Here is a 26,890-nt window from a genome sequence, read left to right on the forward strand (position 1 = left end):
TATGGACATTAGTATCCAAAAATCAAAATTACGTAATCAGCAAACGGTTCAAATTACGGGATCAAAAAGTGAGTCCAATCGCTTGTTGTTACTTCAGGCTTTGTACTCTCAGATTAGTATCAATAATGTATCTAATTCAGATGATTCTGTGCTGATGCAAAAAGCACTAGCTTCAGATGAAAAACTGGTAGATATCCATCACGCTGGTACAGCAATGCGATTTTTAACGGCTTATTTTTCAACTCAAAAGGATAGAGAAACTATAATTACAGGTTCACCTCGTATGAAAGAACGACCAATTAAAATATTGGTCGATGCATTAAGAATGTTGGGGGCAGAAATCACTTATTTAGAAAATGATGGGTTTCCTCCGCTACAAATAAAAGGTCGTGAATTAACACAATCTAAAGTGACTTTAGAAGCCAATGTGAGCAGTCAGTATATTTCTGCATTATTGCTAATTGCGTCTAAATTAGAAAACGGATTAGAATTAACATTAAAAGGAAAAATAACATCTGTACCTTATATTAATATGACTTTGAGTCTATTAAATGGTATTGGCATAGAAACTAGTTTTGTAGATAATACTATTTTAGTAAAACCTAATACAGTCAATATAGAACCTCAAACACTAACGGTTGAATCGGATTGGTCTTCAGCCTCGTATTTTTATGGTTTAATTGCTTTAAGTGACATTGGTACTGAAATCACTATCTCGGCTTATAAAGATAAAAGCTTACAAGGAGATTCTGTATTGGCTGAGATTTACGAAAAATTTGGTGTGACCACTACTTTTGAAAATGAAATCATAACACTTCAAAAATCCTCAACTATTGATGTGTCTACTAAAATTGAATTAGATTTAAAAAATGCACCAGATATTGCACAAACCATTGCTGTAACAGCTTTTGGTTTAGGTTTGGAATGTTATATGATCGGTTTGCACACGCTTAAAATTAAAGAAACAGATCGTTTAGTTGCGCTTAAAATTGAATTAGAAAAACTAGGAGCTACTGTCCACATTACAGACCTTTCTTTGCATTTACAATCATCAAAAAAGATCAATAGTGATATCAGTATAGCCACTTATAACGATCATAGAATGGCTATGGCTTTTGCTCCTTTAGGTTTAAAAGTGCCAATTGTTATTGAAAACGCTGATGTTGTTAGTAAATCTTATCCCCAATTTTGGGAAGATTTTAAAGCGATTGGGTTCAATTTAAAATAAACCCTCATTTACTTGACAAGGCCTATGTTGAGATTGTATCTTTGCAATTCGAAAAAAATATAATATACATGAAATTATCACATTTCCATTTTGACCTTCCAGATGAATTATTAGCCGAGCATCCTGCAGAACACAGAGATGAATCTAGACTAATGGTTCTAAATAGAGCAGAACAAACTATTGAACACAAACAATTCAAAGATCTTATCGATTATTTTGATGAAGGTGATGTGATGATTATGAATGATACTAAAGTGTTTCCGGCACGTTTATTTGGTAACAAAGAAAAAACAGGGGCACGTATCGAAGTGTTTTTACTTCGTGAGTTAAACCAAGATCAACGTCTTTGGGATGTATTGGTAGATCCTGCTCGTAAAATAAGAATTGGTAATAAATTATATTTTGGTGACGATGAGACTTTAGTTGCTGAGGTAATTGACAATACAACGTCTAGAGGGAGAACCTTACGTTTTTTATATGACGGATCATATTCAGATTTCAGAACAAAATTAACGCAGCTAGGTGAAACACCATTGCCTAAATATATTAACAGAGAGGTAGAGCCAGAAGATGAAGAGCGTTACCAAACTATATATGCAAAAAATGAAGGAGCTGTCGCTGCACCAACAGCAGGTTTGCACTTTTCTAAGCATTTATTAAAACGTTTAGAAATTAAAGGAATTAAGACTGCTGAAGTAACATTACATGTTGGTTTAGGTACATTTAACCCCGTTGAGGTTGAAGATTTATCTAAGCACAAAATGGACAGCGAAGAGATTATTATAAAGCAAAGTGCAGCTGATATCGTAAACGACGCTATCGAAAAGAAAAAGCGTGTGTGTGCAGTAGGTACGACATCAATGCGTACGATTGAGAGTTCAGTGTCATCAAACGGAAGATTAAATGAATTTGAAGGGTGGACCAACAAATTTATATTCCCTCCTTATGATTTTAGTATCGCTAACTGTATGATCACAAATTTTCATACCCCTAAATCGACCTTGTTAATGATGACATCAGCTTTTGCAGGTCATGATTTTATGAAGAAAGCATACGAAGAAGCGGTAAAAGAAAAGTATAAATTCTATTCTTATGGTGATGCGATGTTAATCATCTAAGCATACAAATTTTAAAATATTAAAAAAGTCTCTTTATTGAGGCTTTTTTATTTTAAGAGTAATCCAAATTCATTTAAGTACTTTTGCATACGATGGAAGTAAAAAAGAAAGACATAAGAGCCTTAACGAAAGACCAATTAAGAGATTTTTTTATAAAGCAAGGAGACAAAGCTTTTAGAGGGAATCAGGTTTACGAATGGCTATGGCAAAAGTCAGCCTATAGTTTTGAAGATATGACTAATGTATCTTTAGAAACACGTCAAATGTTAGAAGATAACTTTGTAATTAACCACATTAAAGTCGATCAGATGCAACGTAGCGCTGATGGTACGATTAAGAACGCTGTAAGACTTCACGATGATTTAATTGTAGAATCTGTACTTATTCCAACCGCGACCAGAACCACAGCTTGTGTGTCGTCTCAGGTGGGTTGTAGTTTAGATTGTAGGTTTTGTGCAACGTCACGTTTAAAACGTATGCGAAATCTTAATCCAGATGAAATATACGATCAGGTTGTAGCTATCGATAACGAAAGTAGATTATACCACGGTAGACCCTTGAGTAATATTGTGTTTATGGGAATGGGAGAACCTTTAATGAACTATAATAACGTTCTTAAAGCCATCGATAAAATTACATCGCCAGAAGGTTTGGGGATGTCGCCTAAGCGTATTGTGGTGTCAACGTCTGGAGTGCCAAAAATGATTAAGAAGATGGCAGATGATACTGTAAAATTTAAGTTAGCGGTTTCATTGCATTCTGCAATAGACGAAATACGTACGTCTATTATGCCATTTAATGCCACATTTCCATTACAAGACTTGCGAGAAGCCTTACAGTATTGGTACGCAGCTACAAAAAACAGAATTACCTATGAGTATGTGGTATGGGATGCTATTAACGATAAGCGCAAAGATGCCGAAGCTTTAGTAGAGTTTTGTAAATTCGCACCAAGTAAAGTGAACCTTATAGAATACAACCCAATTGATGATGGCGAATTTCAACAAGCGAACTCAAAAGCGATAGATATGTATGTTTCTGTTCTCGAAGCTAATAATATCACTGTAACGGTAAGGAGGAGTAGAGGGAAAGATATTGATGCGGCTTGCGGTCAGTTGGCTAATAAAAGTTAGAGTAAATCAAAATTTATTTAGATTTTAGACATAAAAAAAAGCGGCAATTGCCGCTTTTTTCTGTTTGAATATAATATTATTCTTTAGTAACTCTTATCGTCTGAGTTTTATCTCCAGAAGTAATCTTTACTAAGTAAAGTCCGTTAGATAATTCAGATAAGTTAACTGAAGAATCAATGATAGAACTTTTAGTAAAACTTGCTACATTTTGACCAAGTAAATTAAATACTGCAACAGTATCAACATCTTGATTAGATTTAATATTTAAAATACCAGAAGTAGGGTTAGGGTACACACTTAATGGTGTCTCTAATTCATTATCTTCAATAGATAATACGTCTCCAGTAGTGAAACTCCACACAGGACCTTCGGTTACTCCAAAGCAGTTAGCAACATCTACACTCCAATAGTAAGTTGTGCTTACTGATAACCCAGATAAAACATCACCATTTTCCCAATCGAAAGATTGTGTTGGAGGGTTTGCGGTACCTATATTTAAAATATAAACATCGTCAGGTCCTCCTTCAGCCCAACTGAATGATAAACCACCTTCAGGTGTTTCTGATAAATCTACAGACGGTGCAGCGTCAGCAGGAACTGGTGCACTTGGCTCCGCAGGTAAAGCCGTTTCAGTACAAGCAGCAGTTGTAAAGCTAAATATTTCACTTGTAACTGAGCTACCTGCACAATTAACTCCTACTACATACCAGTAATAAGTAGTGCCAGGTGCAAAACCATAAAGCAACGAATTTCCACTAGTGAAATCATCTACGGGGCCTATGTTGTCAGCCTCTGGGTTTGTTCCAATACTAAAATTATAGCTTGTTGCAACATCTCCTGTCACAGCCGCGTCCCATTCAAAAGGGCCAACGGTGTTAGTGTCTGGCGCGTATTCAACAGTTATGTCAGTAGCTCCATTTGCTGGACTTGTTAATGTTGGAGCATTTGGCACGCTTTCCGTACATTGAAAAACAGTAACATTATCAAAGGCCCATCCCCAAGAATAGTCTCCAACCCATCTAAATCGAACTTGTGCTGTTGCAGAACCTGCAAGCTCTGTAGAGACATCTAAGGTTACATATCCATAAACACTATCTGCTACTAAATCATCACCATCAAAAGTTGCTACTGGTACCCATGCAAATCCATTAGTTGTTACCTCTACGTAACCTACACCTCCGTAACCAGCACTGAAAAAATGATTAAAACTTAGTGTAAGTGTAGTCAGGCCTGAAGTATCAAATTGTGGGCTAGTAAGTGCTACATTTTCTGCAGTACCAGATCCGTAAGCATCACTATCTAATATAGCATAGTTACCATCCATTGCAGAAAGGTCATAGAGATAAGCATTGCCAGCAGTAAATCCCACAGCATCTCCAGTAGAACCAATAGACCAAACCTCGCCACCACCGGCAATATCATTGTTAGTCCAAGTTGCAGGTATATCTGTTCCTGCTTCAAAATCTTCTGATAAAACAACTTGTCCATACATTAGAGACGTTGTTAAGAAAAGAGTAAATAAAAAAGTAATTTTCCTCATGTGTTTAATATTTTTTTTAGTTAATCCGATAAAGTTACAAATTATTCTGAGTAGTAAAAGTTAAAATTCTATAATTACCGTTTTATGAATAATCAGTATTATGATTTATAAATTCGCAACAATTGTATTTAATGTATATAGTTCTGTTGTTTTTGAGTAGGTGAAATAAAAAAACGTTTCAATATAATATTGAAACGTCTTTCGTATTTTTAAAAAATATTATAGGTTATAAAACTATTTTTTTGCGAATTACGGAATTTGTATAAACATCCTCTAATTCTACAATATAAACACCTTGTGATAGCCTTTTAGCTTCAATTATATAACTATTGTTATTAATTGAACCATTTAATATTGATTTACCAGAAATATCATAGACATTATAATTAGTATTTTCAGGCAAATTATATAATCCTATTGAGTTATTTAAACCCACAATTCTAACGTTGTTTAGAGCGAACTGGTCAACACTTAAGGTTTGACCTGCTTCAATAGCTTCTCCTGCAGTTGCATTATAAGCATATTCTTTAACCGTAAAACTATCACCAGATTCGCTTACATCTAATTTAGCCCAACCGTAATGTGTACTTCCTGCTATTTGAAAACGTAAACCGAGATATTTGTCAGTAGCACCACACCAATTACTATCTCCTACACCTAAATAACAACTAGCAAAATTAAGAGTTCCTCCAGAGTAAAATGTTGATTGACCAGAGCTTATTATAGCGCCATTATCTAAGGCAAAAGGATAGATATACGAGGGTTGTGAACCTAAAATGGAATTAGAGCTATTTGAGGCATTATTAATTTGAACAAAATTATAAGCTCCTGCGTTCAATGTACCAGCATCAATATTAAAGTCAGCATTACCATCATTATCTAGATCTAGACTATAATCAATTAAGCCACCACCTGTAAAATCAGGGTCAACATCTGTGTAAATGATTTGACCACTGACATCTGTTAAGCCAGCAATTGCGAGTGATAAAGCACCATAATTAGCAAGTTTCTTTGAGAAATTTTTAGAAGTAATTTTTTTCATGTGATAATGAATTAAGAGTTAAAGACAGAAAAGTAATTATAAAAAGTGAATTTTATTGGGTTCTGGGTTTAAAACTTTAAGGTTTTTGATCGTTTTTGTGAGATTAGTAAAAAATGCAATTATTTTTACGGATATAATATTTTTTTTTTTTTTTCAAAAATCTATAATTAGGTTTTAAGTATAATGTTTTGTTTTTTTATATAAAATTACTTTTTATGGCTATAGATAAGGATGAATCAGTTAAATCAGAGAGTTTCAATGTAACAAAGAAAGGGTCTTTAGGATTACTTGCTTTTGGTGATATAGGATTGCGCGAATGGAGAAAGGTCAAAAACAATGTAGAAAAATCAAAGGTAATTACTGATGAAGAAAGATAAAGTGCTGTTAATAGGTTGGGATGCCGCAGATTGGAAAATTATAGGGCCACTTATGGCAAAAGGGCGTATGCCAGCATTAAAAAAATTAATAGATAGAGGTGTTTATGGTAATATGAGCACCATGAATCCTCCGTATTCCCCAATGCTTTGGAGTACTGTTGCTACTGGTAAAACACCAGATAAGCATGGGGTTTTAGGGTTTATAGAGGTTTCTCCTGATAGAAAGGGTATTAGGCCTGTAACTGTAAATTCAAGAAAATCAAGGGCGTTATGGAATATTTTTCATAATCAAGGTTTAAAAAGTAATGTGGTTGGCTGGTGGCCTAGTTTTCCCGCAGAGCCAATAAATGGTGTTGTAGTTTCAGATAAATTTCAAAAAGTAAATAAAGATCCTAGTAAGAAGAGCCCAATTGTAAAAGGGACTATTCATCCATGGGATTTGGTTAAGGATATTCATGATTTACGCTTGTTTCCTCATGAAGTTACAGAAGCTCATATTTTACCATTTATTCCTAGGGCAGCTGAGATAGACCAAGATAAAGAGCAAAGTTTATTTAGTTTTGCTAAGATGTTGGCAGAAAATACTTCGGTACATGCCGCAGCAACAAATCTTATGCGGACTACAGAATGGGATTTTATGGCCGTTTATTATGATTTGATTGATCATTTTTGTCACGCTTTTATGAAATATCACCCACCAAAATTAAACCACATAGCACAAAATAAGTTTGAAATATATAAGGATACAATCCATGGTGCTTATATGTATCAAGATATGATGCTTGAACGAATGGTTGACTTAGCAGGAGAAGACACTACGATTGTTGTAATGTCTGATCATGGTTATGAGTCTGGGAATAAGCGAATTCTAAAAATGCCTAAATATCCAGCGGCTCCAGCTTTAGAGCATCGTAAATTTGGAATGTTTGTGGCTGCTGGTCCTAATATTAAGAAAAATGAAAAAGTATTTGGTTTAAGCTTAATCGATGTGGCTCCAACCATTTTACAAATGTTTGGTTTGCCTGTTGGAAAAGATATGGATGGTAAAGTTGCTTTAGATATATTTAAGAACCCTAAAAAGGTGAATTATATTGATAGTTGGGAGGATGTAAAAGGTGATTTTGGTGAACATAAGTCAGATTTAAGTGATTTGTTAGATGATGAAGAAGCTATGCAACAATTAATTGATTTGGGGTATATTGATAAACCTGATGATAATATTGAAGTAGCTGTACTTAAGACGAGTAGTGATTTAAGGCACAACTTGGCGAGAGTGTTTTTAGGTAAAAAAGATTACTCAGAATCTAAACGAATTCTGTTAGAGTTGGTTAGTTATCAGTATCCTAAATACGATGAAAAGGCCTTTGAAGGTAAGAATAAAAATCTATTAGCGAGTCAAGGCTATAAAATTGGAGATCCTGTTGTGGATACAATTCCATATTATATGGATTTGCTTGCTATAGCACTTTCAGAACATGATTATGATGTTGCAGAAGTCTATCTTAATAATTTACGAAATTTTGATAAAAAATTCGAACTTAATACTTCTGTGTCTGAAGCCAAAATTTTATTAGGAAAAGGCAAAGTACACCTTGCTCTAAAGTGCTTGGAGGATGCCAAGAATAAAAAGCCAAATTCCCTAGTTTGGTATCAGATAGGTAAAATATATAAACGATTAAGTCAGTATGAAAATGCTAAAGCTGCTTTTGAGTCTGCCTTAGATTATGAGATTGATAATGCAAAATCACATCAAGCATTAGCAGATGTTTTAATTATGCTTAATGATTATGAAGAAGCTGCAGAACATGCATTAACAGCAATAGAGTTGGTTAAGTATTTTCCGGCAGCACATTACACTTTGGGGCAAGCTTTAGAAAAGTTAGGGGATTTAGAAAATGCTAAAAAAGCCTATGAAACTGCTTCCAAGTTAAAACCAAAGGACCATCAAAGAGCGGAACAAGCCATTGAAAATATTAATGAAAAACTTGGTGAACCTATAAGTTTAAATGATAAAGCAGAATATAAATATAGAAAAGATCAAATAGTAATTGTTTCTGGTCTACCGCGTTCTGGTACGTCTGTAATGATGCAAATGCTTAATAATGGAGGTATAGATGTCTTAACCGATGGAAATAGAAAATCTGATGAATCAAACCCTAAAGGGTATTTTGAGTATGATCCTGTAATGGCTTTACATAAAGATAATTCTTGGTTGGGAAAGGCGCAGAATAAAACTGTAAAGGTAGTGGCGCCATTACTAAAATTTTTAGATCCTAAATATAGGTATAAGGTTATTTTTATGAATAGAGATTTAACCGAAGTTGTGAAATCTCAGCAAAAAATGGTCGGTAAAAATTCTGAAATATTACCTATTAAACTTTTTGAATCCTATAATAAACATTTAAGCCAAGTAGAAGTTTGGAAGGATAATGAACCAGGTGTAGAGCTTATTTACTTAGATTTTAAAGAGGTGCTCTTCAATACAGATGAAGTTTTAGATAAAGTGACATCTTTTATAGGTGTAGATTTAGATAAAACTAAAATGATTAAAAGCATAGACAAAACACTATATAGAAACAAATCCTAAATTTAAGTTGTAAAATAGTTTATCAAAAGCATTTTTAGTAGGTTTGTTTTTATATGTATTTTGCTTTTGAAAATAACTGAACAGATAAAATTACCTATTGCTTACGAGATGGATCTTTTTGAACAAAAGTTTCAACTCTCTATGGCTAGTAAGGTCGCACTGCTTAATCGGATTACTCATTATATCGTAAACCGAAAGGGGAAGCAAATGCGACCAATGTTTGTGTTTTTAGTGGCTAAAATGATGAATAATGGTGAGGTTAGTGAACGGACCTATAGAGGTGCTTCGGTAATAGAACTTATTCATACAGCCACATTGGTTCATGATGATGTGGTAGATGATAGTAACCGAAGACGCGGTTTCTTTTCAATTAACGCCCTCTGGAAAAATAAGATTGCCGTTCTCATTGGTGATTTTTTACTCTCTAAAGGGTTATTACTTTCTATTGATAATAATGATTTCGATTTACTAAAAATTATCTCTGTTGCTGTTCGTGAAATGAGTGAAGGAGAATTACTTCAGATAGAAAAAGCGAGACAACTCGATATCACTGAAGAGATATATTACGAAATCATCCGACAAAAAACAGCTACTTTAATAGCGGCTTGTTGTAGTCTTGGGGCTGCTTCCGTAAAACCGAATTCTCGAGAAGTAGAAACCATGCGCAAGTTTGGTGAATTGATTGGTATGGCATTTCAGATTAAAGATGATTTGTTCGATTATGGAAAAGAAGCTATTGGCAAACCAACAGGTATAGATATTAAGGAGCAAAAAATGACCTTGCCTTTAATATATGTCTTAAATAACTGTACCAAGAAAGATAAAAAATGGTTAATTAATTCGGTTAAGAATCATAATAAAGATAAAAAGCGGGTTAATGAAGTTATTGCTTTTGTCAAAGCTAACGGAGGTTTGGATTATGCAGTAGCTAAGATGAAAGCATTTCAAGAAGAAGCCTTAAATATATTAGCAAATTACCCAGAGTCACCATACAAAGCATCTCTTAAGCTGATGGTCGATTATGTTATTGATAGAAAAAAATAGAACTTAAAACAAGTCTAAATTAATTATGTTGTCATCGTTTGGGAGGTACTCATAGCATCTCCAAAAAATGTCACCACCACCATTATATTTCCATACGACATCATTATTAGGTGTTACCTCCCAAAAGCCATAATCTCCTTCTGTAATAAGGGTGTTTCCATTTTGTAAGCGTACAGCACCAGAAACCCGACCAAAATAAAAGTCCGTATCAGTAAAACTCCAAACTATTACTGGTTCGTTATTTGTATTTGGGAGTAGGGAAAAATTGTCGGGTAAATCTAGTTCGAAAACCGTTGATTGACTTACATCATTACCATTTCCATATACCAAAATGTTTCCTGCCCCAGGTTCATTATCTTCTAATAAATTTGGGAAATGGTTATTGTAAAATAAACGTTGTCCTTGAGTATTTTTGTAAGCTTCAGGATTACCGAATCTATAAATTAGGTTACCACCTTTATCGTAATTTCCACCAGAATTTGAAGCTGCTTGTGCTGTCGTTGTGCTGTGATCTATGACCCAAACTTCATTGTAATAATTAACACTCAAATAGATAACGTTCTTGTTGGCGTCATAATCGAGGCCATTGGCGTGCATAATATCACCATTATCAACAAGGTCGTAATTAATATCAATGAGTTGAGGGTTGTCACTTACATTACCATAGTTCGGTAAGGTGTTAAATTTGTCTTGAATAATATGATCAAAACTATGCCACTCCCATACTATTTGATTTGTGCTAGGGTTAACTTCAACTAGAACTTCTGGAAAAATATCAGTTGTAACTGTGTCCACACCTGCTAGAGCCGCTTCAATACTGTTAATTTTTTCCCAAGCAATAAATAATACATTACCATTTGGTAGTATTTCAACATCATGGTGAGCAATCGTATTCTCAGAGGCATAGTTATATTCCCATTCCGTAGTGCCATCAGGGTTTAAGATTTTCAATAATCCTCCGTAACCACCAAAAGATATGTCTGGATTACTAGATTTAAAAATGCCTAATAACTTACCGTCTGAAAGAATTTCTAAATCATTCCCTAAATTTTCTTCAAAGGTCCATTCGTGTACCTTAAAACCTTCTTTATTTAATAAATAAGATGTTTCTGAGCCATTTTTAATAGCTAAAACATAGCCGTTTTGGATAAGGTCACCATCGTATACTTCTACGTTTTCCGATAAAACTACAGGTGTAATGGGGTGGTCATCATCGTTATTGCAGCTAAGGAGTATAAGCGAAACTATAATAGAAGGAAGAATTGATAAATATTTCATTTAAGTTTTTATGGTAAAATTAAGTGTAATATTTCTATGAATAGGTTATAACAACTAAATTTATTAATTTTTATAAAAGGCTAGTGTGAGAGTTGTTACTATTTAAAAGTAATATTTTTTGAGTGTTAAAAATATAAAAACCAGTTATTTAGGTATTTTTTGAGATATTTTTCACGTCCCAAGCAACCCTTGGCTACAAAATTGCGTCTTTATAAGTAGAAAGGCATCTGAACGTATTCAGAATTTAAACCCAACCATGAAAGTTATACAGCTTCATAAAAACGAAACAAAACTTATAGAGCGCGCTGTGAATAAAAATCGCGAGGCACAGCATATAATGTACGAGCTACATGCTCCAAAAATGTTGAGTGTTTGCAGATACTATATTAAGGATGTGCACCAAGCTGAAGAAGTAATGTTGAATGGTTTTTTTAAAGTGTTTAAATATTTGAAGACTTATAAACATGAAGGTAGTTTTGAAGGTTGGATAAGGCGAATTATGGTAAGAGAATCCATATCCTATTTGAGGCAAAAAAAGAAAATTGAATTTGCTGTTGAAGATGATTATTTAGATGAAGGCTCATCAAACAACATTAATACCAATATCGAAGTTGAAGAGATACAACAACTTATAGATAGTTTGCCGGAGGGTTACCGAATGATCTTTGTAATGTATGCGATAGAAGGGTACAAACACAATGAAATTGCAGAATTGTTAAAAATTTCTGAAGGCACTTCTAAATCACAACTATTTAAAGCACGACAGATGCTTCAGAAGAAATTAAAAGAATTAAATAACAGCAGTTATGGCACCAATTAAGTTTGAAGAAAATATAAAAGATAAGCTAGAACAGCGGACGTTGCAACCATCATCAGAGAGTTGGTCTAAACTATCTGAGCGTCTAGATGCGGAAGATAATAAATCAAAAAAACCAATCTTCTGGTGGTTAAGTATAGCTGCAGGATTATTAATTATGATAGCGATATCAACACAGTTTTTTAGTACTAATGAATCGGAAACCGTGTTGCCTCAAATGGTAGAAGAGGAGGTTATTAATGAGCAGTTAAATAATAAACAACTAGAACCTATTCAAGAAGAAGCCGTAGAAATCGTCAATGAAGACTATAGTATTGAAGAAGTAAAGGGAACATTGCCAACGGTTAAAGAATCCAAAATTATAGATCACAAAAAAGTGATTCAGAAAAAGGCAGAGCCAAAAACTCAACTTGCCAATCAAAGTCAAACAGTTGAAGAACCTGTTACTTTAAATCCGCAAGAGCAATTACATAATGAAGCACACCGTCTTTTAGAAGAGGCAAAACTAAAAATAGCGGCTGCGGAAGCTGTGGCGACAATTAATTCTGATGAAATAGCGGTTACAGATCAAGAAATTGATTCTTTATTGAAAATCGCAAGCAAAGAACTTTTTAAGGACAACCTAAAAAATGAAACTTTAATAGCTATAGATGCAAATGCTTTATTAATGAGTGTTGAAGACGAAATGGGACAATCCTTTAGAAGCCGAGTTTTTGAAGCGTTAAAAGAGAGTTACAAAACGGTAAAAACAGCAGTTGCAGATCGCAATAATTAAGTCCCCTTAAAAAAGTGATCTCTTTAAGAGACTCTAGAAAAAGAATCAAATTAAACATCAATAATCAATAAATCAAAAAACGAACAATTATGAATACAATTACAAGAGTAGTAGTAGGCCTAGTGATAGCACTAACATTTACAACAGCACAAGCCCAAGACACGAAGATTGACAGCACCCAAATCTCATCAAATCAACTAAAAATTGATACACTTAAACAACTCAAAACAACTATTGAGAATGAAGAGCGTGAATTTTTAAAATCTGAAATAGCTGTAATTAATCAACGATTAGATGATGGTGACATATCGGCGTCTGAAGCAGAAAATTTAAAAAAAGAAGCCGCAAAAAATAGAGCGTTAAATATCGAAAATCGTTTAGCTATCATAGATAATAAAATAGCATTATTAGAGCGAAACGAGTCGGGTTATAACGTTGAAGAAGGTGATGGAGATGGATTTGTGCTTAGAATCGGTGGAGGCGAAGAAGACAAAGAAAGCTTTGTTTATTTTGGTGAAAAATCTAATGATAAGCCGAGAAAATACGACCGACGTACAACAACAAATGTAGTTTTCGCATTAGGTTTTAATAATGCTATAATTGAAGGGCAGAGTTTAAACGATTCTCCATACAAAATTGGAAGTTCTGATTTCTTTGAATTAGGTTATGCGTGGAAAACAAGACTTTTTGAAAACACTAATTTTTGGAGATTAAAATATGGTTTCTCTTTTCAGTGGAATAAATTTGAAATGGAGGATAATAATTATTTAGTGAATACTGATGGTGAAATTTCACTTCAAGAATTTCCTTCAGACTTAAATAAGGCAAAGTTTAGAACTACAAACTTAGTATTTCCAATGCACATAGAATTTGGGCCTTCTAAAAAGATTGAAAAAGACGATTACTTTAGATATTCAACGTACAAAAAATTAAAAGTTGGTTTAGGTGGTTATGCTGGTCTTAATATTGGTAGCATGCAAAAACTAAAGTACAAGGAAGATGGAGATAGAATAAAAAATAAGCAACGTGGTGGTTTTGAAGTTAACGATTTTGTATACGGATTAAGTGGATATATAGCTTTGGGAGATATTGCTTTATATGTAAAGTATGATCTTAGCCCCGTGTTTAAAGATCAACTAATAGATCAGAATAATATTTCAGTAGGAATACGTTTCGATATGGATTAATTCATCAATCAATCAATCAATCAATCAATTTTTGAGTGTTAAGAAGCCTTAATCTGTAATGGATTGAGGCTTTTTGTTTTAATGAGACACAACTTTCAATCCAACAATCGAAATGATTAATGTCGAAATGAAAAACAAGCGCCAAAACGTAGCAGGTTCCTTAAATACAAAAACACCAACAAGTACGGTTCCTACGGCTCCAATTCCTGTCCAAACAGCATAGGCGGTTCCTATAGGTAATTCTTGCGTGGCTCTAACCAATAAAATCATGCTAATGCTTAAGCAAACTAAGAATCCGATATACCAGTAAGTGGTTTCTATTCCTGTGGCTTCTTTGGCTTTTCCAAGGCATGCAGCAAAGGCAACTTCAAACAATCCGGCGATGATTAATAAAATCCAATTCATTTAATTTTGAAATTTCAATGATGATTCAAACACTAGTTTAATATATAAAATCGAAGTTCATTCATTTAAATGAGAAATTCAAATTTTGAATCTGAAAAAGCCTTAATCTATGTTTTAGATTAAGGCTTCTTTTTGTTATAAATAATAATTAAATCGACTACGCTGGGACTTTTACAGTTTGTTTTACTTTAGCATTTGTAGCTTGCGATTCAAACTGGTTAGACGTGTTTTTCTCGCCTCCGGCTTTCAAAGCTTTTTCACCTGCGAAAAATGTTTTATGGTCATCGCCAAGATCGGAACCTGCCATTCTTTGATGTTTTACACAAGATACTCCTTTACGGATTTCTTGTCGTTGTACTCCTCTTACATAAGCTAGCATGCCTTCTTCTCCGAAATAACCCTCGGTTAAATCATTCATGTGAAGCGCTGTAGTGTGGTAGGTTGGTAAGGTAATTAAGTGATGAAATATACCAGCCTCTCTTGCACTGTCTATTTGAAATGATTTAATCTTCTGATCAGCACGATGACATAATTCTGATGCATCATATTCTGCAGCCATTAAATTGTTTTGATCATAAGCCGTCATATTTTCACCTTCTAAAAGCATGTCTTCATAGACTTGCTTTCTAAAGCTAAGCGTCCAATTGAAAGATGGTGAGTTGTTATAAACCAATTTAGCATTTGGAACAACCGCTCTAACTCTATTTACCATATGTGCAATTTGCTTCACATTGGGTGTTGGTGTTTCTATCCATAACAAATCGGCTCCGTTTTGAAGACTTGTGATACAGTCTAATACCACACGGTCTATATTAGAACCGTCTTTAAATTTATACAAGCCATTAGCTAGTCTTACAGGACGCACTAATTTCCCATCTCTTTTTAAAAGGACATCATCTTCTTTGGCTTCTGAGATTTCTATTTCTTCTGCTTCCACAAAGGCTAAATATTGAGACGCTAGATCACCTGGTTCTTGACTTACAGGCAGTTTTTGAGTTAATCCGGCTCCTTCAGAATCTGTTCTGGCAACGATTATACCATCATCCACACCTAATTCTAAAAACGCATAGCGAACCGCGTTTAATTTGGCTATAAAATCTTCATGAGGCACCGTTACTTTTCCATCTTGGTGTCCACATTGTTTAGCGTCGGATACTTGGTTTTCAATTTGAATTGCACAGGCACCAGCTTCAATCATTTTCTTTGCTAATAAATAAGTGGCTTCTTCATTTCCAAAACCAGCATCAATATCTGCTATAATCGGAACGATGTGTGTCTCAAAATTATCAATTTCATCTTGTACATTTTCACCGTTTTCTTTTCTACGGAATAAATCATTCAAGGCTACTGAATCTGCTTGGCGTAAAAATTCATAAATCTCTTTTATCAATGCAGGTACAACCGTTTTTTCATGCATTGATTGATCTGGTAATGGTCCAAATTCTGAACGCAAAGCAGCAACCATCCAACCAGAGAGATATAAGTATTTTTTGTCTGTGGTTTTATGGTGCTTTTTTATAGCGATCATTTTTTGTTGCGCTATAAAACCATGCCAGCAACCTAGAGATTGCGTGTAATTAGATGAATCAGCGTCGTAATCTGCCATGTCTTTTCTCATGATGGCTGCCGTGTATTTAGCAATATCTAAACCAGAAGTAAAGCGATTTTGAGCTACCATTCTAGCGGCATTTTTTGAATTTATAGCATCCCAAGTTGTGCCATACTTTGCCTTAAGATTTCTAAACGTGTCTAATGCTGAACTGTAATTTGTTTCTGATGAATTTTTCATAATTTTGTAATACGTTATTGATTATTAATAATTAGATCCTGTTGATTGTGTCCGCAATCGCAGGATTGTTTTTTATAGATATTGATATGCTGGAAGGGTTAAAAATTCTTCAAATTCTTCTGATACTACCAATTGGTCAAATAAGTTAATCGCAAGCTCAAATTTGGTGCTATCGATAGTGTCTTCCCCAGCTTCTTTAAGAATCTTTTCAACTTCATCATTAAAGATGTCGTTGTACATTTCTATATTAAATTGTCGGCCATCTTCTATGATGACTTCATTTTTTAACCATTGCCAAACTTGTGTTCTAGAGATTTCTGCTGTAGCGGCATCTTCCATTAAATTATAAAGCGCAACGGCTCCAAAACCTCGTAGCCAAGCTTCGGTATATAAAATTCCAACATTGATGTTTTTTCTAATTCCTGCTTCTGTGACTGTACCTTTTGGCAATTCTACTAAATCTTGCTCCGTAATATGTACATCGTCTCGTGTAACATGTAATTGGTTTGGAGTGGGCATGTGTTTGTTGAATTCGGCCATTGCCACGTCAACTAAAGCAGGATGCGCAACCCAAGTGCCATCGTGTCCGTTCTTTACTTCACGTTCTTTGTCTTTTCTTACTTTCTCTAAAGCTGCAGCATTGGCTTTTTCATCATTTTTAATCGGGATTTGTGCAGCCATACCTCCAATAGCCAATATACCGCGCTTGTGACAACGTTGAATCACGAGTTTAGAATACGCATCCATAAATGGAGTGGTCATGGTAACCTGATCACGATTTGGAACTACAAAATCTTTGTGGTTTCTAAATTTTTTGATATACGAAAAAATATAATCCCAACGTCCACAGTTTAAGCCCACAATATGATCTTTCAATTCGTATATAATTTCATCGAGTTGAAAACTAGCTGTAATGGTTTCAACCAAAACCGTTGCTTTGAATGTGCCTTTTGGTACTTTAAGATAGTCTTCTGCAAAAGTGAATACGTCATTCCACCAACGTGCTTCTAAATAATGTTCCAATTTTGGTAGGTAGAAATATGGAGCTGTTTTATTGTCTAACATCGTTTTGGTGTTGTGGAACACATACAATCCAAAATCCACTAAAGAGCCAGAAGTTTCCTCATTGTTAATTATAAGGTGTCTTTCGTTTAAGTGTAATCCTCTTGGCCTTACTAATAAAACCGCTGTTTCAGTATTTAAATAATAAGACTTTCCGCGTTTTGAGTCTACTAATGAAATGGTTTTTGTATTCGCGTCAATTAAATTTTGCTGTCCTTCTATAGTGTTTTTCCAAGTGGGAGCATTGCTGTCTTCTAAGTCGGCCATAAACGTTTTGGCTCCAGAATTTAAAGCATTAATCACCATTTTTCTATCTACAGGACCTGTGATTTCTACGCGTCTGTCTTGTAAATCGTGTGGAATAGTGCCAGCTGTCCATTCGCTACGTCTAATATTCTTTGTTTCCTTTGGGAATTCAGGAAACTTACCTTCATCAAATATGGCTTGTTGTTTTAAGCGCCTATTTAGTAATTCTAATCGCTCTGAATTAAATTTTTCATGAAGTGCCGAAATAAAGTTAAGTGCTTCATCAGTTAAAATTTCTGGGTAGTAATTACTAACATCATTAGCGAAAGTAATGTTCTGTGATTTTAGAAGTGTGTGTGCCATAGTATTTAATTTTATAGGACAATAGTATAACAAAGTTTTATAAAAAACAAGCGAACGTTCGCTAAATATTGTTTTTCGCAAAAATAACAAGTTCGCAAAAATGATTATATTTGCTATTATGGAAGAAGGTTATATTAAACTAATTTTTGGGCTAAAGCTAAAGCAGATAAGGACTGATAAGAATTTGTCGTTGTTTGGTTTATCTAAACTTTCGGGATTATCTAAGTCGTATTTAAACGAGATAGAAAATGGAAAGAAATATCCTAAACCTGATAAGATTGCAACACTTTCTGAGAAATTAGATGTGCCTTATGATCAAATGGTGTCTCTTAAATTAGATAAGAATCTAGCTCCGATTGGTGATTTATTACAATCAAAAATACTAAAGGAGATACCTTTAGAGCTCTTTGGAATTAAAGAAAGTAATTTAATAGATATCGTTGCTAATGCGCCAGCAAAAGTGAATGCATTTATTACTACGATCATTAAAATTGCCCAACATTATAGTTTTAGTAAAGAGAGTTTCTATTTGGCTTCGGTGCGTTCCTATCAAGAAGCTAACAATAATTATTTTGAAGATTTGGAGCAAAGCGTTTTAAAATTTGCCAAGGCTTATCATGTAGATTTAAACAAAAGAATCACGTCGAATGATTTGTTAGAAATATTAGTCGAAGAATATGGTTACAGTATTCAAACCAATGAACTAAGCAAGTATGAAGCTTTGGGTAAGTTAAGATCCATATTTGTTCCTAAAACCAAAACCTTATTACTTACTGATGAAATAGACGAAGCTCAGCGCACCTTTATTTTTGCAAAAGAGATAGCGTATAATTTCCTAGAGATTAAGGATCGATTATATACATTTCCTTGGATTAAATTTGATACGTTTGATCAGGTGTTGAATAATTTTTATGCGTCCTATTTTGCTGGAGCGTTGGTTATTCCACGTGAAAAAATAACTTACCAATTAAATGAAGTTTTTGCAAAAGACACGTTTGATGCATCCTTATTTTTAGAAGCAATAGAAGCGTTTAATGCCTCGCCAGAATCCTTTTATCAGCGTCTAACCAATATTTTACCTAAGGCATTTAATATTCAAAACTTATTCTTTTTGAGATTCACCCATAAGGCAAAAAGTGATAAATTTTATCTTAAAAAGGAATTGCATTTATCGCATCAGCATTCACCACATGGTAACGAAACGGATGAACACTATTGCAGGCGTTGGGTATCTTTAAAAGTTTTAAAAGATATTAGTAAGAGTAAAAAGAAGCATGAATTTGATTTGCAGATATCTAACTATGAAAATGATGGTATGCAGTATTTAGTATTATCGTCTGCAACTAAAGACCCATTTAAAGAAAAACAATATAGAAGTATTAGTATAGGTCTATTAATTAATAAGCAGTTACAGCGAAAGCTTAACTTTTTAGATGATCCTAAGATAGATGCTCAAAATGTGAGTGTTACGTGCGAACGTTGTGCAATTGCCAATTGTAAACTTAGGCAAACGCCTCCTGTTGTTTTAGAAAAAAATGCTAAGAATCAAAAAATAGAATCGATTGTTGAAGAATTAAATGAGAAGTTTAGTTTATAGATCTCACTGTAGCAAAACAAATTAGTATTCTGACTGAAATAGATTCAAATTTTAAAGTGAAGTTAATTTGTCTTTTAAATTTTTAAAACAATTTCTTTGTCTTAAATTTACCAACTTGCTAAATTCCAAAAATTGATTTCACAAAATTCCATAGCACAAGTATTTGAAACCGCTCGCGTAGAAGAGGTAATAGGTGATTTTGTGCAGTTAAAAAAAGCAGGTACTAATTACAAAGGTTTAAGTCCTTTTAGTGATGAGCGCTCTCCTAGTTTTGTAGTGTCTCCTGTGAAACAGATTTGGAAGGATTTTTCAAGTGGGAAAGGAGGAAATGCGGTGACCTTTTTAATGGAGCACGAGCATTTTACCTATCCGGAAGCCATAAAATATTTAGCTAAAAAATACAATATTGAAATAGAGGAAACTGAACGTACAGACCAAGAAAAAGCGCAAGCAGATACTAGGGAAAGTTTGTATTTGGTGAGTGAGTATGCAAGTAGCTATTTTCAAAATGTGTTGCACAAAACCAATCAAGGAAAAGCCATAGGATTAAGTTATTTTAAAGAGCGTGGCTTTACAGATGAGACGATTAAGAAATTTGATCTTGGGTATTCGTTAGATGAATGGCAAGGCTTTACCGATGATGCTTTAGGAAAAGGTTATCAGTTAAATTTTTTAGAGCAAACGGGTTTAACTATAGTAAAAGGAGAAAAGCGTTTTGATCGCTTTAAGGGACGAGTTATGTTTCCAATTCATAGTATGAGTGGGCGTGTCCTTGGTTTTGGAGGACGTATTTTAACGAATGATAAAAAAGCAGCTAAATATTTAAACTCACCTGAAAGCGAAATCTATCATAAAAGTAAGATTTTGTACGGTTTGTATCATGCTAAACAAAGTATAGCGAAGGAAGATAATTGTTATTTGGTAGAAGGGTATACCGACGTAATTCAATTTTCTCAAACTGGTATTACCAATGTGGTATCTTCATCAGGAACCGCGTTATCACCCGATCAAATCCGTTTAATTAATAGATTAACAAACAATATAACCGTCCTTTTTGATGGAGATGCCGCAGGAATTAGAGCCTCTATCCGAGGTATAGACTTAATATTAGAACAAGGTGTTAATGTTAAAATCTGTACGTTTCCAGATGGTGAAGATCCTGATAGTTTTTCAAAATCAAATACCTTAGAAGAACTTACAGCATACCTTGAAGGGAATGCCAAAGATTTTATTCAGTTTAAAGCTTCGCTTTTAGTAAAGGAGGCCAATAATGATCCGATTAAAAAAGCTGAAACAATTAGAGAAATTGTAAATAGTATTGCTAAAATTCCAGATCAAATAAAGCGTGAAATATATATCCAGGAATGTGCACGCATTATGGATATAAGCGAGGATGTTCTATTTACAACTTTAGCACAAATTAGTAATAAACAGGCCCAGGATAATAATAAACCCAAGTCTTATATTTCATCTAGTTCTTCTGATCCAAATGAACCTCCATTTGAAGTTTTTAGGAATGAAGAGCCAAGTCGTAAGCCAAAAGTTGATATTCAATATGAATTAGAAAAGAAAATTATTGAAATTTTGATGCTTTATGGTGATCGGACAGAACAATTCGAAGATTTAATTTTACAGGAAGATGAAAGTTCGGGTGAGTTAGTTTTAGAGCCAACAAAACATGAAACGCGTGTTTTTGAAAAAATCTATCTAGATCTTCAGGAGGATGAGATGCAATTCTCAAATCCACAATTTAAAATTCTTTATTATTCTATTATTGATAAACTAAATCAGGAAGAAGGGTTTTCTACCAAAAACTTCATTAACCAATTAGATCAAGATTCGGCAAGCTTAGTAACCAGTATTTTAATGGAGGATGAACGTTATAATCTTCATGATTGGGAACGTAATCTAATTATACCTAAAGAAAAGAAAGATTCGGTTTCTCAATTAGTGAGTCAAACCATCTTAAGTTTACGCTGTCACTTAATCGACAAAAAAGTTGCTGAATATAAAAATGAAACCTTAAACGAAAATGTAGATACACGCTCCATTATTGAGGATGTAAAAGACTACGTTGGTTTAAAAATGTTATTATCTCGTAAACTAGGTAAAGTGGTTGGTTAAGGATGAAATTAAGTTAAGTTGTGGTGCTTTGCTTGATGTATTAAATCTACAATATTTGTGACATTTAATTTCTTAAACAATCTTGCTTTGTATGTACTAACCGTTTTTTCGTTAATATCTAACTCTTGTGCTATTTCTTTATTTTTCCGGCCAATAGAAAGTAGCTTTAAAACTTCAATTTCTCTAGTGGATAATTTTTTAAACATACGACTTCTGCTTTTTCGCGTATCTTCATAGCGATAATGCTTATCCATTTTCTCACTAAGTGACGTTTCACCTGCACTAATTTTACGTATGGCAGTTTCTATTTCATCAACGCGTGCTCCTTTGTTTAAATAGCCAGATGCCCCTGCTTTAATAGTGCTTATGGCATAAATTTCTTCAGGTTGGTGGCTAAACATTAGAACTTGAACGGATTTGTTCTCTTTTTTGATGGCTCTCAGTGCAGTGATTCCATTAAGTTCTGGTAAATCGATTTCAGATATTATAACGTCAACTTTATGACGTCTTACAAATTCAAATATCTCAATTCCACTTCCTAAACTACCGATGACTTTAAAATCTGCTTTACTGTTTAAGAATAGTTCTAATCCTGTCCTTACAATAGGATGACTATCTACAATCAGAATATGTATCATGATAATTGTATTTTGATTTTTGGTTAGGGTTAATTAATACGTTAAAAAGTGCTATTATCAAAAACTATCTGGAAATTTGTTGAGTAAAAATAGTTAAAAATTAAAGAAATTAACTATTTAATCTTTTAAAATGTAATTTTTATTTCAAATTTTTAGGAATTTCACAAACAGGTATAGGGTTCATTTTGTGTTTGTTAGAAGAATTGTAGCGTAAGTAGATCTCGATGATCTCACGTTTTCTGCCTTCAAAATCAGTAGCCGTTTTTCCGTCTTCTGTGACCTGCATTGCCCATTCCAATTCTGGGTAAGAGGCACCAATTTGGTCTTCATCACTACGAGCATCTCCAAATAAACCATCACTTGGCGCTGCTTTTATAATGGATTCTGATACGTTTAAAAAGGTCCCGATTTCATAGACTTCTGACTTTAATAAATCTGCAATAGGACTTAAATCAACTCCTCCATCACCATATTTTGTGTAAAAACCAACACCAAAATCTTCCACCTTGTTACCTGTTCCTGCCACTAAAAGGCCTAAAAGTCCAGCGTGATAATATAGAGTTGTCATTCGTAACCGTGCTCTAGTATTCGCCAAAGCCATATCTACAGTAGATTGTTTGCCTTCTAAGCTCACTTCGGTTTTAAATTCCTCAAAAACAGGAGTTAAATCTACAACGGTGTCTTTTACATTTGGAAATTGATGCTTTAAAAATGAAATATGTTCTTGTGCCCTTGTGACGTGGCTTGGTGCTTGGTGAATGGGCATTTCTATGCATAAAACGTCTAAACCTGTTTTGGCACATAATGTTGAGGTTACGGCAGAATCAATTCCTCCAGAAATTCCTACAACAAAACCATTAACGTTGGCTTTGGTGGCGTAATCTTTTAGCCAATTTACAATGTGATTTACTACGTTTTCAGTTTGCATAATGTTTTAATTTTAAGATTTAATGCTCTTATACCTCTTCAATAGAACTAAAACCATCTAATTTTTGTTAAAAGTCAAAAAGTAGAAACGAGTTCGTAAAGAAGTGTACCTTTGCACAACAAAAATAACGCAATCGAGTTAGGATTAAAAATATTTTACTAAATGCAAATAAAAATTTATTTTATTTTATTATTAGGGTTTACCATACTTTCTTGTGATGAGGATTCAAAAGTTGAAACTGAAATCGCTAAAGTTGAAGTAGATTTTACAATAGAACGTTTTGATAAAGCATTTTATGAAGCGACACCAAAATATCTTCCAAAGTTAAAAAGGGCTTATCCTTTCTTCTTTTCTAAGCATGAGCCGGATTCTATTGTAGTTGAGAGAATGAATGACACTTTGCAGAACGAAATTTTACGGGAGGTTGACATGGCCTTTAAAGATATTCAAAATACAAAACAAGAGTTAGTTTCTTTATTTCAGTATCTAAAATATTATGATAAAGTGTTCTCTACGCCAAGAGTGATAACACTAATTAACAATGTACAATATAGAGATAATGTGATTGTGACAGACAGTATTGTGCTAGTTGCATTGGATAACTATTTAGGTGAAAATCATAGGTTTTATGTGGATGGTAATATACCAGTATATTTGGCTAAAAACTTTAAAAAGGAACAAATAGTTGTTGATTTAGCAGACGCATATGCTAAGAAATACGCTTTTCAATCGAAAAGAAAAGCATTGTTAGAAGAGATGATTTATTTTGGGAAGTTACTCTATTTTAAAGATGTAGTGATTCCTTTTAAAACGGATGCGGAAAAAATGGGGTATACAGAAAGTGAAATTAAATGGGCTGAGGCTAATGAAAGTCAGATTTGGAGCTATTTAATAGAGAAAGAATTATTATACAGTACAGATCCTAAATTACCCAACCGTTTTATTGCAGATGCTCCATTTACTAAGTTTTATTTGGAATTAGATAATGAATCGCCAGGGCGTTTAGGTCAATATATTGGTTGGCAAATAGTAAAAGCTTATGCAGAAAATTCGGGTGATGACCTTATGAAAATTATGCAAACCGAACCTGAAGAAATATTTAGAAAATCAAAATTTAAACCAAAAAAATAATGTCTAAAGTTATAAAATCTAAAATTGTACTAAACGTTGAACTCGATGAAAATAGAGTGCCGGAAAAGCTAAATTGGTCAGCTCAAGATGGTGGTGTGAATAACGAGGAGGCTAAAGCAATTATGCTATCTGTTTGGGATAGTAAGGCACAAGAAACTTTAAAAATAGACTTGTGGACTAAAGATATGCCTGTAGATGAAATGAAATTGTTCTTTCATCAAACTTTGGTAACCATGAGTGATACTTTTTTAAGAGCAACACAAGACGAAAAAATGACCGGTGATATGAAAGATTTTTGTGATTATTTCGCAGAGAAGCTTGAGCTTAAAAAGTAGGGTCTTTTATAATTTCTCAGAATCCTGTGTAACTTCATAATAAGGAACAAGATTAAAACTATCTGATTCAATGTGCATATAGTTTTTCTTGTTTTTTCTTTTATGTCGTACAAAGTCGGTTGTATTATAGATCTTCCAAATAGTAAGTTCGTTTAATCGACCTGTGGTCGTTTGCATGTCAATCTCAATCTTTCGAATCATGCGATCAACGGTCTTTTGATCTGCTATTTTTAGTGCTTTTTCAGAAGTAGATCCATTATCTACTTTGTAAATCACCCAATATCTTGCATCTATATTGGCGGTTTTAGTAGTTGCTATTCTACCGCGTGGTTGTTGAAGTTTTACGGATTTTATGCCTTCGTTATCATATAAAGGAACGCTATTGCTAATACGTGGTGTTTTTGAAATACTGATGTATTCTTTAGCTTGGGTGCGATGTGGTGTGGCTTTTTTACCAGATAGCTTCAATTCTGTTTTACCTTGATGACTTTCAGACCCGTAAGATGTGTTTTTGGTGAAAGAATCTAGTGCTACTATTGGTTTTGCGTAGGTCAGAAACTTTTTGGGTGCATTTTCAAGAGTAGCAATGTTTGTTTTTGGGGCTATACTTTTATCATTAAGATCTCTAATTTCATGTGTCAAAGGTGCTAATTCCTCTAAACCAAAAGATTCATTTCTTAGTAAAGTAATAATAATTAACTTATCTCGTAGTACAGCTTCAACGGCATAGCGCCCCACAGGTATATCCGAAATTTGAATTTTTGCGACAGTGTCTTTTACTTTTATGACGCGTTCAAAATCATCATTAAAAATCATGAGTTCGTAAATGGTACGATCACATTTAAAGACAATACTGTCTTCTGTTTTGTTAAGTTGATGCTTTAGTTCTTTGGCTCTTGTATTGGTGTTTTGAAGTAATACAGATTTTTGTCCATAAGCTAAAGTTGACAAACATAACATTAAAATGATATATAGTAGTCTCATAATAAGTAGGTTTTTTGTTCTGGGGAAACAATTGTAACATAAAAAAATAATTAGATTTTCTTTATATTATGTACAAAGTTATTGCCTTTTTAAAAGGTTACATCATATAATAGATACGTGGTAATTTTTTTAGTTAATGTGCCGTGACTGACGATATAACACATAAATCCCCATGTAAAGTGTTCTATTTAAAGCTTGTAATGTAGTCTGATTATTTAATTAACTATGTTATCAAGGTTTAAAACATAGCGAAATAAATAGGTGAATTCTTATAAACTTTGAATATTATCAGATGTGGAATAATAAGGAGTAGGATTGAATAAATCCGTTGCCAATGAATATACAAAATCTGGGTTTGAAACCTGATTGTCCATAAATTCACTTTTGTTGTAAACCTCCCAAACAGTTAGCGTATTGAATTTTCCAGGGTCACTATTTAGTTCCATCTTATGTCTAAGAATCATGAGTTCTACTGACTTCTGATCTACCAATCTCATCGTTTTGCTAGAGCCACTATCATTATTAATCTGTGCTATAGTCCAAAAGTATTTTTGATTCTTGTTGCTGTGATTATTGGTGTTTCCGCGAGTCAAAAGAAACGCTATGCTTTTTTTTGGGGCACTCTTAATAACATTTAATTCTTCATCGAGCATCATGCCTTTGCCTTCAGCTATTTTTTCTGATTGTGAGTGAGATACGTTATAAGAGTCATCATGCTTTATTAAATCTAAGATTATAATCTTCTCAGCTAATTTTGTCTCTACTACAAAATTACCAACAGGCATATGCTTTAAAGGAATTTGTGTTTTGTGAGCTTCAACTACAACTGTTTGGTCATAATCGCTATTAAAGATTTCAACTTTTTCAATTTTAGAATTGCATTCCAACACCAGGCTATCCATTGTGGTGTTTAATCCATGTATTAGCTCTTTAGCTTTTGGATTATTATTTTGAAGTAATGTAATGTTTTGACCATAATTAATTGTTGTCAAAAGTAGGACGAGTAATGTACTTATGTTTTTAATCATAATAATCACTTTTTTTAGGTTAATGGGCTTACGAATAATCAGTTTTTGGGCATTGCTATTTGCGTATTTTATAACTAATTTAGGGTCTAATTACTTAGTTCACATTTATATAGGATGTTTTGCGTTTTTTATAG

Annotated in this window: 23 protein-coding genes; 13 read left to right on the plus strand and 10 right to left on the minus strand. The window is 33.7% G+C overall.

Annotation, left to right across the window (positions count from 1 at the left end; all coding sequences use genetic code 11):
* Nucleotide 1: 1 nt before the first annotated feature.
* The 3 genes from KO515_RS13200 (at nucleotide 2) to rlmN (ending at nucleotide 3,479) form a co-directional block, all read left to right on the plus strand.
* Nucleotides 2-1,228: a 3-phosphoshikimate 1-carboxyvinyltransferase gene (locus KO515_RS13200; RefSeq protein ID WP_215936809.1), complete on the plus strand. Its 1,227-nt coding sequence runs from the start codon at nucleotides 2-4 to the stop codon at nucleotides 1,226-1,228.
* Between the two features lie 68 nt (nucleotides 1,229-1,296).
* Nucleotides 1,297-2,346 carry a tRNA preQ1(34) S-adenosylmethionine ribosyltransferase-isomerase QueA gene (gene queA / locus KO515_RS13205; protein WP_178985839.1) on the plus strand — a complete coding sequence of 350 codons (1,050 nt, stop codon included), beginning with the start codon at nucleotides 1,297-1,299 and terminating at the stop codon, nucleotides 2,344-2,346.
* Between the two features lie 92 nt (nucleotides 2,347-2,438).
* A complete protein-coding gene (gene rlmN, locus KO515_RS13210) occupies nucleotides 2,439-3,479 on the plus strand; it encodes a 23S rRNA (adenine(2503)-C(2))-methyltransferase RlmN (protein WP_215936810.1) in 1,041 nt (346 codons plus the stop codon).
* 76 nt (nucleotides 3,480-3,555) lie between these two features.
* On the opposite strand, the gene KO515_RS13215 is transcribed toward rlmN, so the two are convergent.
* Both KO515_RS13215 and KO515_RS13220 read right to left on the minus strand, forming a co-directional pair.
* On the minus strand, nucleotides 3,556-5,019 hold the full coding sequence (locus tag KO515_RS13215; RefSeq protein WP_215936811.1) for a T9SS type A sorting domain-containing protein: 1,464 nt from the start codon (nucleotides 5,017-5,019) through the stop codon (nucleotides 3,556-3,558).
* Between the two features lie 226 nt (nucleotides 5,020-5,245).
* Nucleotides 5,246-6,061, minus strand: coding sequence for a T9SS type A sorting domain-containing protein (locus KO515_RS13220; RefSeq protein WP_215936812.1), 816 nt, complete (start codon nucleotides 6,059-6,061; stop codon nucleotides 5,246-5,248).
* A 215-nt stretch (nucleotides 6,062-6,276) separates the two neighbouring features.
* Between KO515_RS13220 and KO515_RS13225 the strand changes: the two genes are divergently transcribed.
* The 3 genes from KO515_RS13225 to KO515_RS13235 all read left to right on the plus strand — a co-directional run bounded on the left by KO515_RS13225 (nucleotide 6,277) and on the right by KO515_RS13235 (nucleotide 10,069).
* The gene (locus KO515_RS13225; protein WP_215936813.1) at nucleotides 6,277-6,438 is read left to right on the plus strand and encodes a hypothetical protein; all 162 of its coding nucleotides are present in this window, start codon (nucleotides 6,277-6,279) and stop codon (nucleotides 6,436-6,438) included.
* On the plus strand, nucleotides 6,425-9,025 hold the full coding sequence (locus KO515_RS13230) for an alkaline phosphatase family protein (RefSeq protein ID WP_215936814.1): 2,601 nt from the start codon (nucleotides 6,425-6,427) through the stop codon (nucleotides 9,023-9,025). Before KO515_RS13225 ends, KO515_RS13230 begins: the two co-directional genes overlap by 14 nt.
* 66 nt (nucleotides 9,026-9,091) lie before the next feature.
* On the plus strand, nucleotides 9,092-10,069 hold the full coding sequence (locus KO515_RS13235) for a polyprenyl synthetase family protein (protein ID WP_215936815.1): 978 nt from the start codon (nucleotides 9,092-9,094) through the stop codon (nucleotides 10,067-10,069).
* Between the two features lie 3 nt (nucleotides 10,070-10,072).
* Here the strand turns inward: KO515_RS13235 and KO515_RS13240 are convergent, their stop codons facing one another.
* On the minus strand, nucleotides 10,073-11,347 hold the full coding sequence (locus tag KO515_RS13240) for an aryl-sulfate sulfotransferase (protein ID WP_215936816.1): 1,275 nt from the start codon (nucleotides 11,345-11,347) through the stop codon (nucleotides 10,073-10,075).
* Nucleotides 11,348-11,603: 256 nt separating this feature from the next.
* On the opposite strand from KO515_RS13240, the gene KO515_RS13245 reads away from it, so the two are divergent.
* The 3 genes from KO515_RS13245 (at nucleotide 11,604) to KO515_RS13255 (ending at nucleotide 14,126) form a co-directional block, all read left to right on the plus strand.
* Nucleotides 11,604-12,167 (plus strand): RNA polymerase sigma factor, encoded by a 564-nt coding sequence (locus KO515_RS13245; RefSeq protein ID WP_215936817.1) that lies wholly within the window; start codon nucleotides 11,604-11,606, stop codon nucleotides 12,165-12,167.
* Nucleotides 12,154-12,939, plus strand: coding sequence for a hypothetical protein (locus KO515_RS13250; protein WP_215936818.1), 786 nt, complete (start codon nucleotides 12,154-12,156; stop codon nucleotides 12,937-12,939). The genes KO515_RS13245 and KO515_RS13250 overlap by 14 nt, the downstream gene beginning before the upstream one ends.
* Before the next feature lie 89 nt (nucleotides 12,940-13,028).
* Nucleotides 13,029-14,126: a hypothetical protein gene (locus tag KO515_RS13255; RefSeq protein ID WP_215936819.1), complete on the plus strand. Its 1,098-nt coding sequence runs from the start codon at nucleotides 13,029-13,031 to the stop codon at nucleotides 14,124-14,126.
* Between the two features lie 78 nt (nucleotides 14,127-14,204).
* On the opposite strand, the gene KO515_RS13260 is transcribed toward KO515_RS13255, so the two are convergent.
* The 3 genes from KO515_RS13260 to aceB form a co-directional block, all read right to left on the minus strand.
* Nucleotides 14,205-14,531, minus strand: a complete 327-nt coding sequence (locus KO515_RS13260; protein ID WP_215936820.1) for a DMT family transporter — start codon at nucleotides 14,529-14,531, stop codon at nucleotides 14,205-14,207.
* A 157-nt stretch (nucleotides 14,532-14,688) separates the two neighbouring features.
* Entirely contained in the window at nucleotides 14,689-16,320 is a 1,632-nt protein-coding gene (locus KO515_RS13265; RefSeq protein ID WP_215936821.1) for an isocitrate lyase, read from the minus strand.
* A gap of 72 nt (nucleotides 16,321-16,392) precedes the next feature.
* The gene (gene aceB, locus KO515_RS13270) at nucleotides 16,393-17,991 is read right to left on the minus strand and encodes a malate synthase A (protein ID WP_215936822.1); all 1,599 of its coding nucleotides are present in this window, start codon (nucleotides 17,989-17,991) and stop codon (nucleotides 16,393-16,395) included.
* Between the two features lie 118 nt (nucleotides 17,992-18,109).
* Here aceB and KO515_RS13275 point away from each other — a divergent pair, with 118 nt between their 5' ends.
* Both KO515_RS13275 and dnaG read left to right on the plus strand, forming a co-directional pair.
* Nucleotides 18,110-19,588 carry a helix-turn-helix domain-containing protein gene (locus tag KO515_RS13275; RefSeq protein WP_215936886.1) on the plus strand — a complete coding sequence of 493 codons (1,479 nt, stop codon included), beginning with the start codon at nucleotides 18,110-18,112 and terminating at the stop codon, nucleotides 19,586-19,588.
* 132 nt (nucleotides 19,589-19,720) lie between these two features.
* Nucleotides 19,721-21,712 (plus strand): DNA primase, encoded by a 1,992-nt coding sequence (gene dnaG / locus KO515_RS13280; protein WP_215936823.1) that lies wholly within the window; start codon nucleotides 19,721-19,723, stop codon nucleotides 21,710-21,712.
* A gap of 8 nt (nucleotides 21,713-21,720) precedes the next feature.
* On the opposite strand, the gene KO515_RS13285 is transcribed toward dnaG, so the two are convergent.
* The gene (locus KO515_RS13285; RefSeq protein ID WP_215936824.1) at nucleotides 21,721-22,350 is read right to left on the minus strand and encodes a response regulator; all 630 of its coding nucleotides are present in this window, start codon (nucleotides 22,348-22,350) and stop codon (nucleotides 21,721-21,723) included.
* A gap of 139 nt (nucleotides 22,351-22,489) precedes the next feature.
* Complete coding sequence (gene nadE / locus KO515_RS13290) at nucleotides 22,490-23,278, minus strand: NAD(+) synthase (RefSeq protein WP_215936825.1); 789 nt, start codon at nucleotides 23,276-23,278, stop codon at nucleotides 22,490-22,492.
* Nucleotides 23,279-23,440: 162 nt separating this feature from the next.
* On the opposite strand from nadE, the gene gldB reads away from it, so the two are divergent.
* The gene (gene gldB / locus KO515_RS13295; protein ID WP_215936826.1) at nucleotides 23,441-24,409 is read left to right on the plus strand and encodes a gliding motility lipoprotein GldB; all 969 of its coding nucleotides are present in this window, start codon (nucleotides 23,441-23,443) and stop codon (nucleotides 24,407-24,409) included.
* Nucleotides 24,409-24,744: a gliding motility protein GldC gene (gene gldC / locus KO515_RS13300; RefSeq protein ID WP_215936827.1), complete on the plus strand. Its 336-nt coding sequence runs from the start codon at nucleotides 24,409-24,411 to the stop codon at nucleotides 24,742-24,744. Before gldB ends, gldC begins: the two co-directional genes overlap by 1 nt.
* A 6-nt stretch (nucleotides 24,745-24,750) precedes the next feature.
* On the opposite strand, the gene KO515_RS13305 is transcribed toward gldC, so the two are convergent.
* Together KO515_RS13305 and KO515_RS13310 are read right to left on the minus strand one after the other, a co-directional pair.
* The gene (locus tag KO515_RS13305) at nucleotides 24,751-25,728 is read right to left on the minus strand and encodes a hypothetical protein (RefSeq protein ID WP_215936828.1); all 978 of its coding nucleotides are present in this window, start codon (nucleotides 25,726-25,728) and stop codon (nucleotides 24,751-24,753) included.
* Between the two features lie 269 nt (nucleotides 25,729-25,997).
* Nucleotides 25,998-26,756 carry a hypothetical protein gene (locus tag KO515_RS13310; protein ID WP_215936829.1) on the minus strand — a complete coding sequence of 253 codons (759 nt, stop codon included), beginning with the start codon at nucleotides 26,754-26,756 and terminating at the stop codon, nucleotides 25,998-26,000.
* Between the last annotated feature and the right edge of the window lie 134 nt (nucleotides 26,757-26,890).

Origin of the sequence: Winogradskyella psychrotolerans, from assembly GCF_018860545.1 — a bacterium.
In the GTDB taxonomy this organism is placed as follows: Bacteria; Bacteroidota; Bacteroidia; order Flavobacteriales; family Flavobacteriaceae; genus Winogradskyella; species Winogradskyella psychrotolerans_A.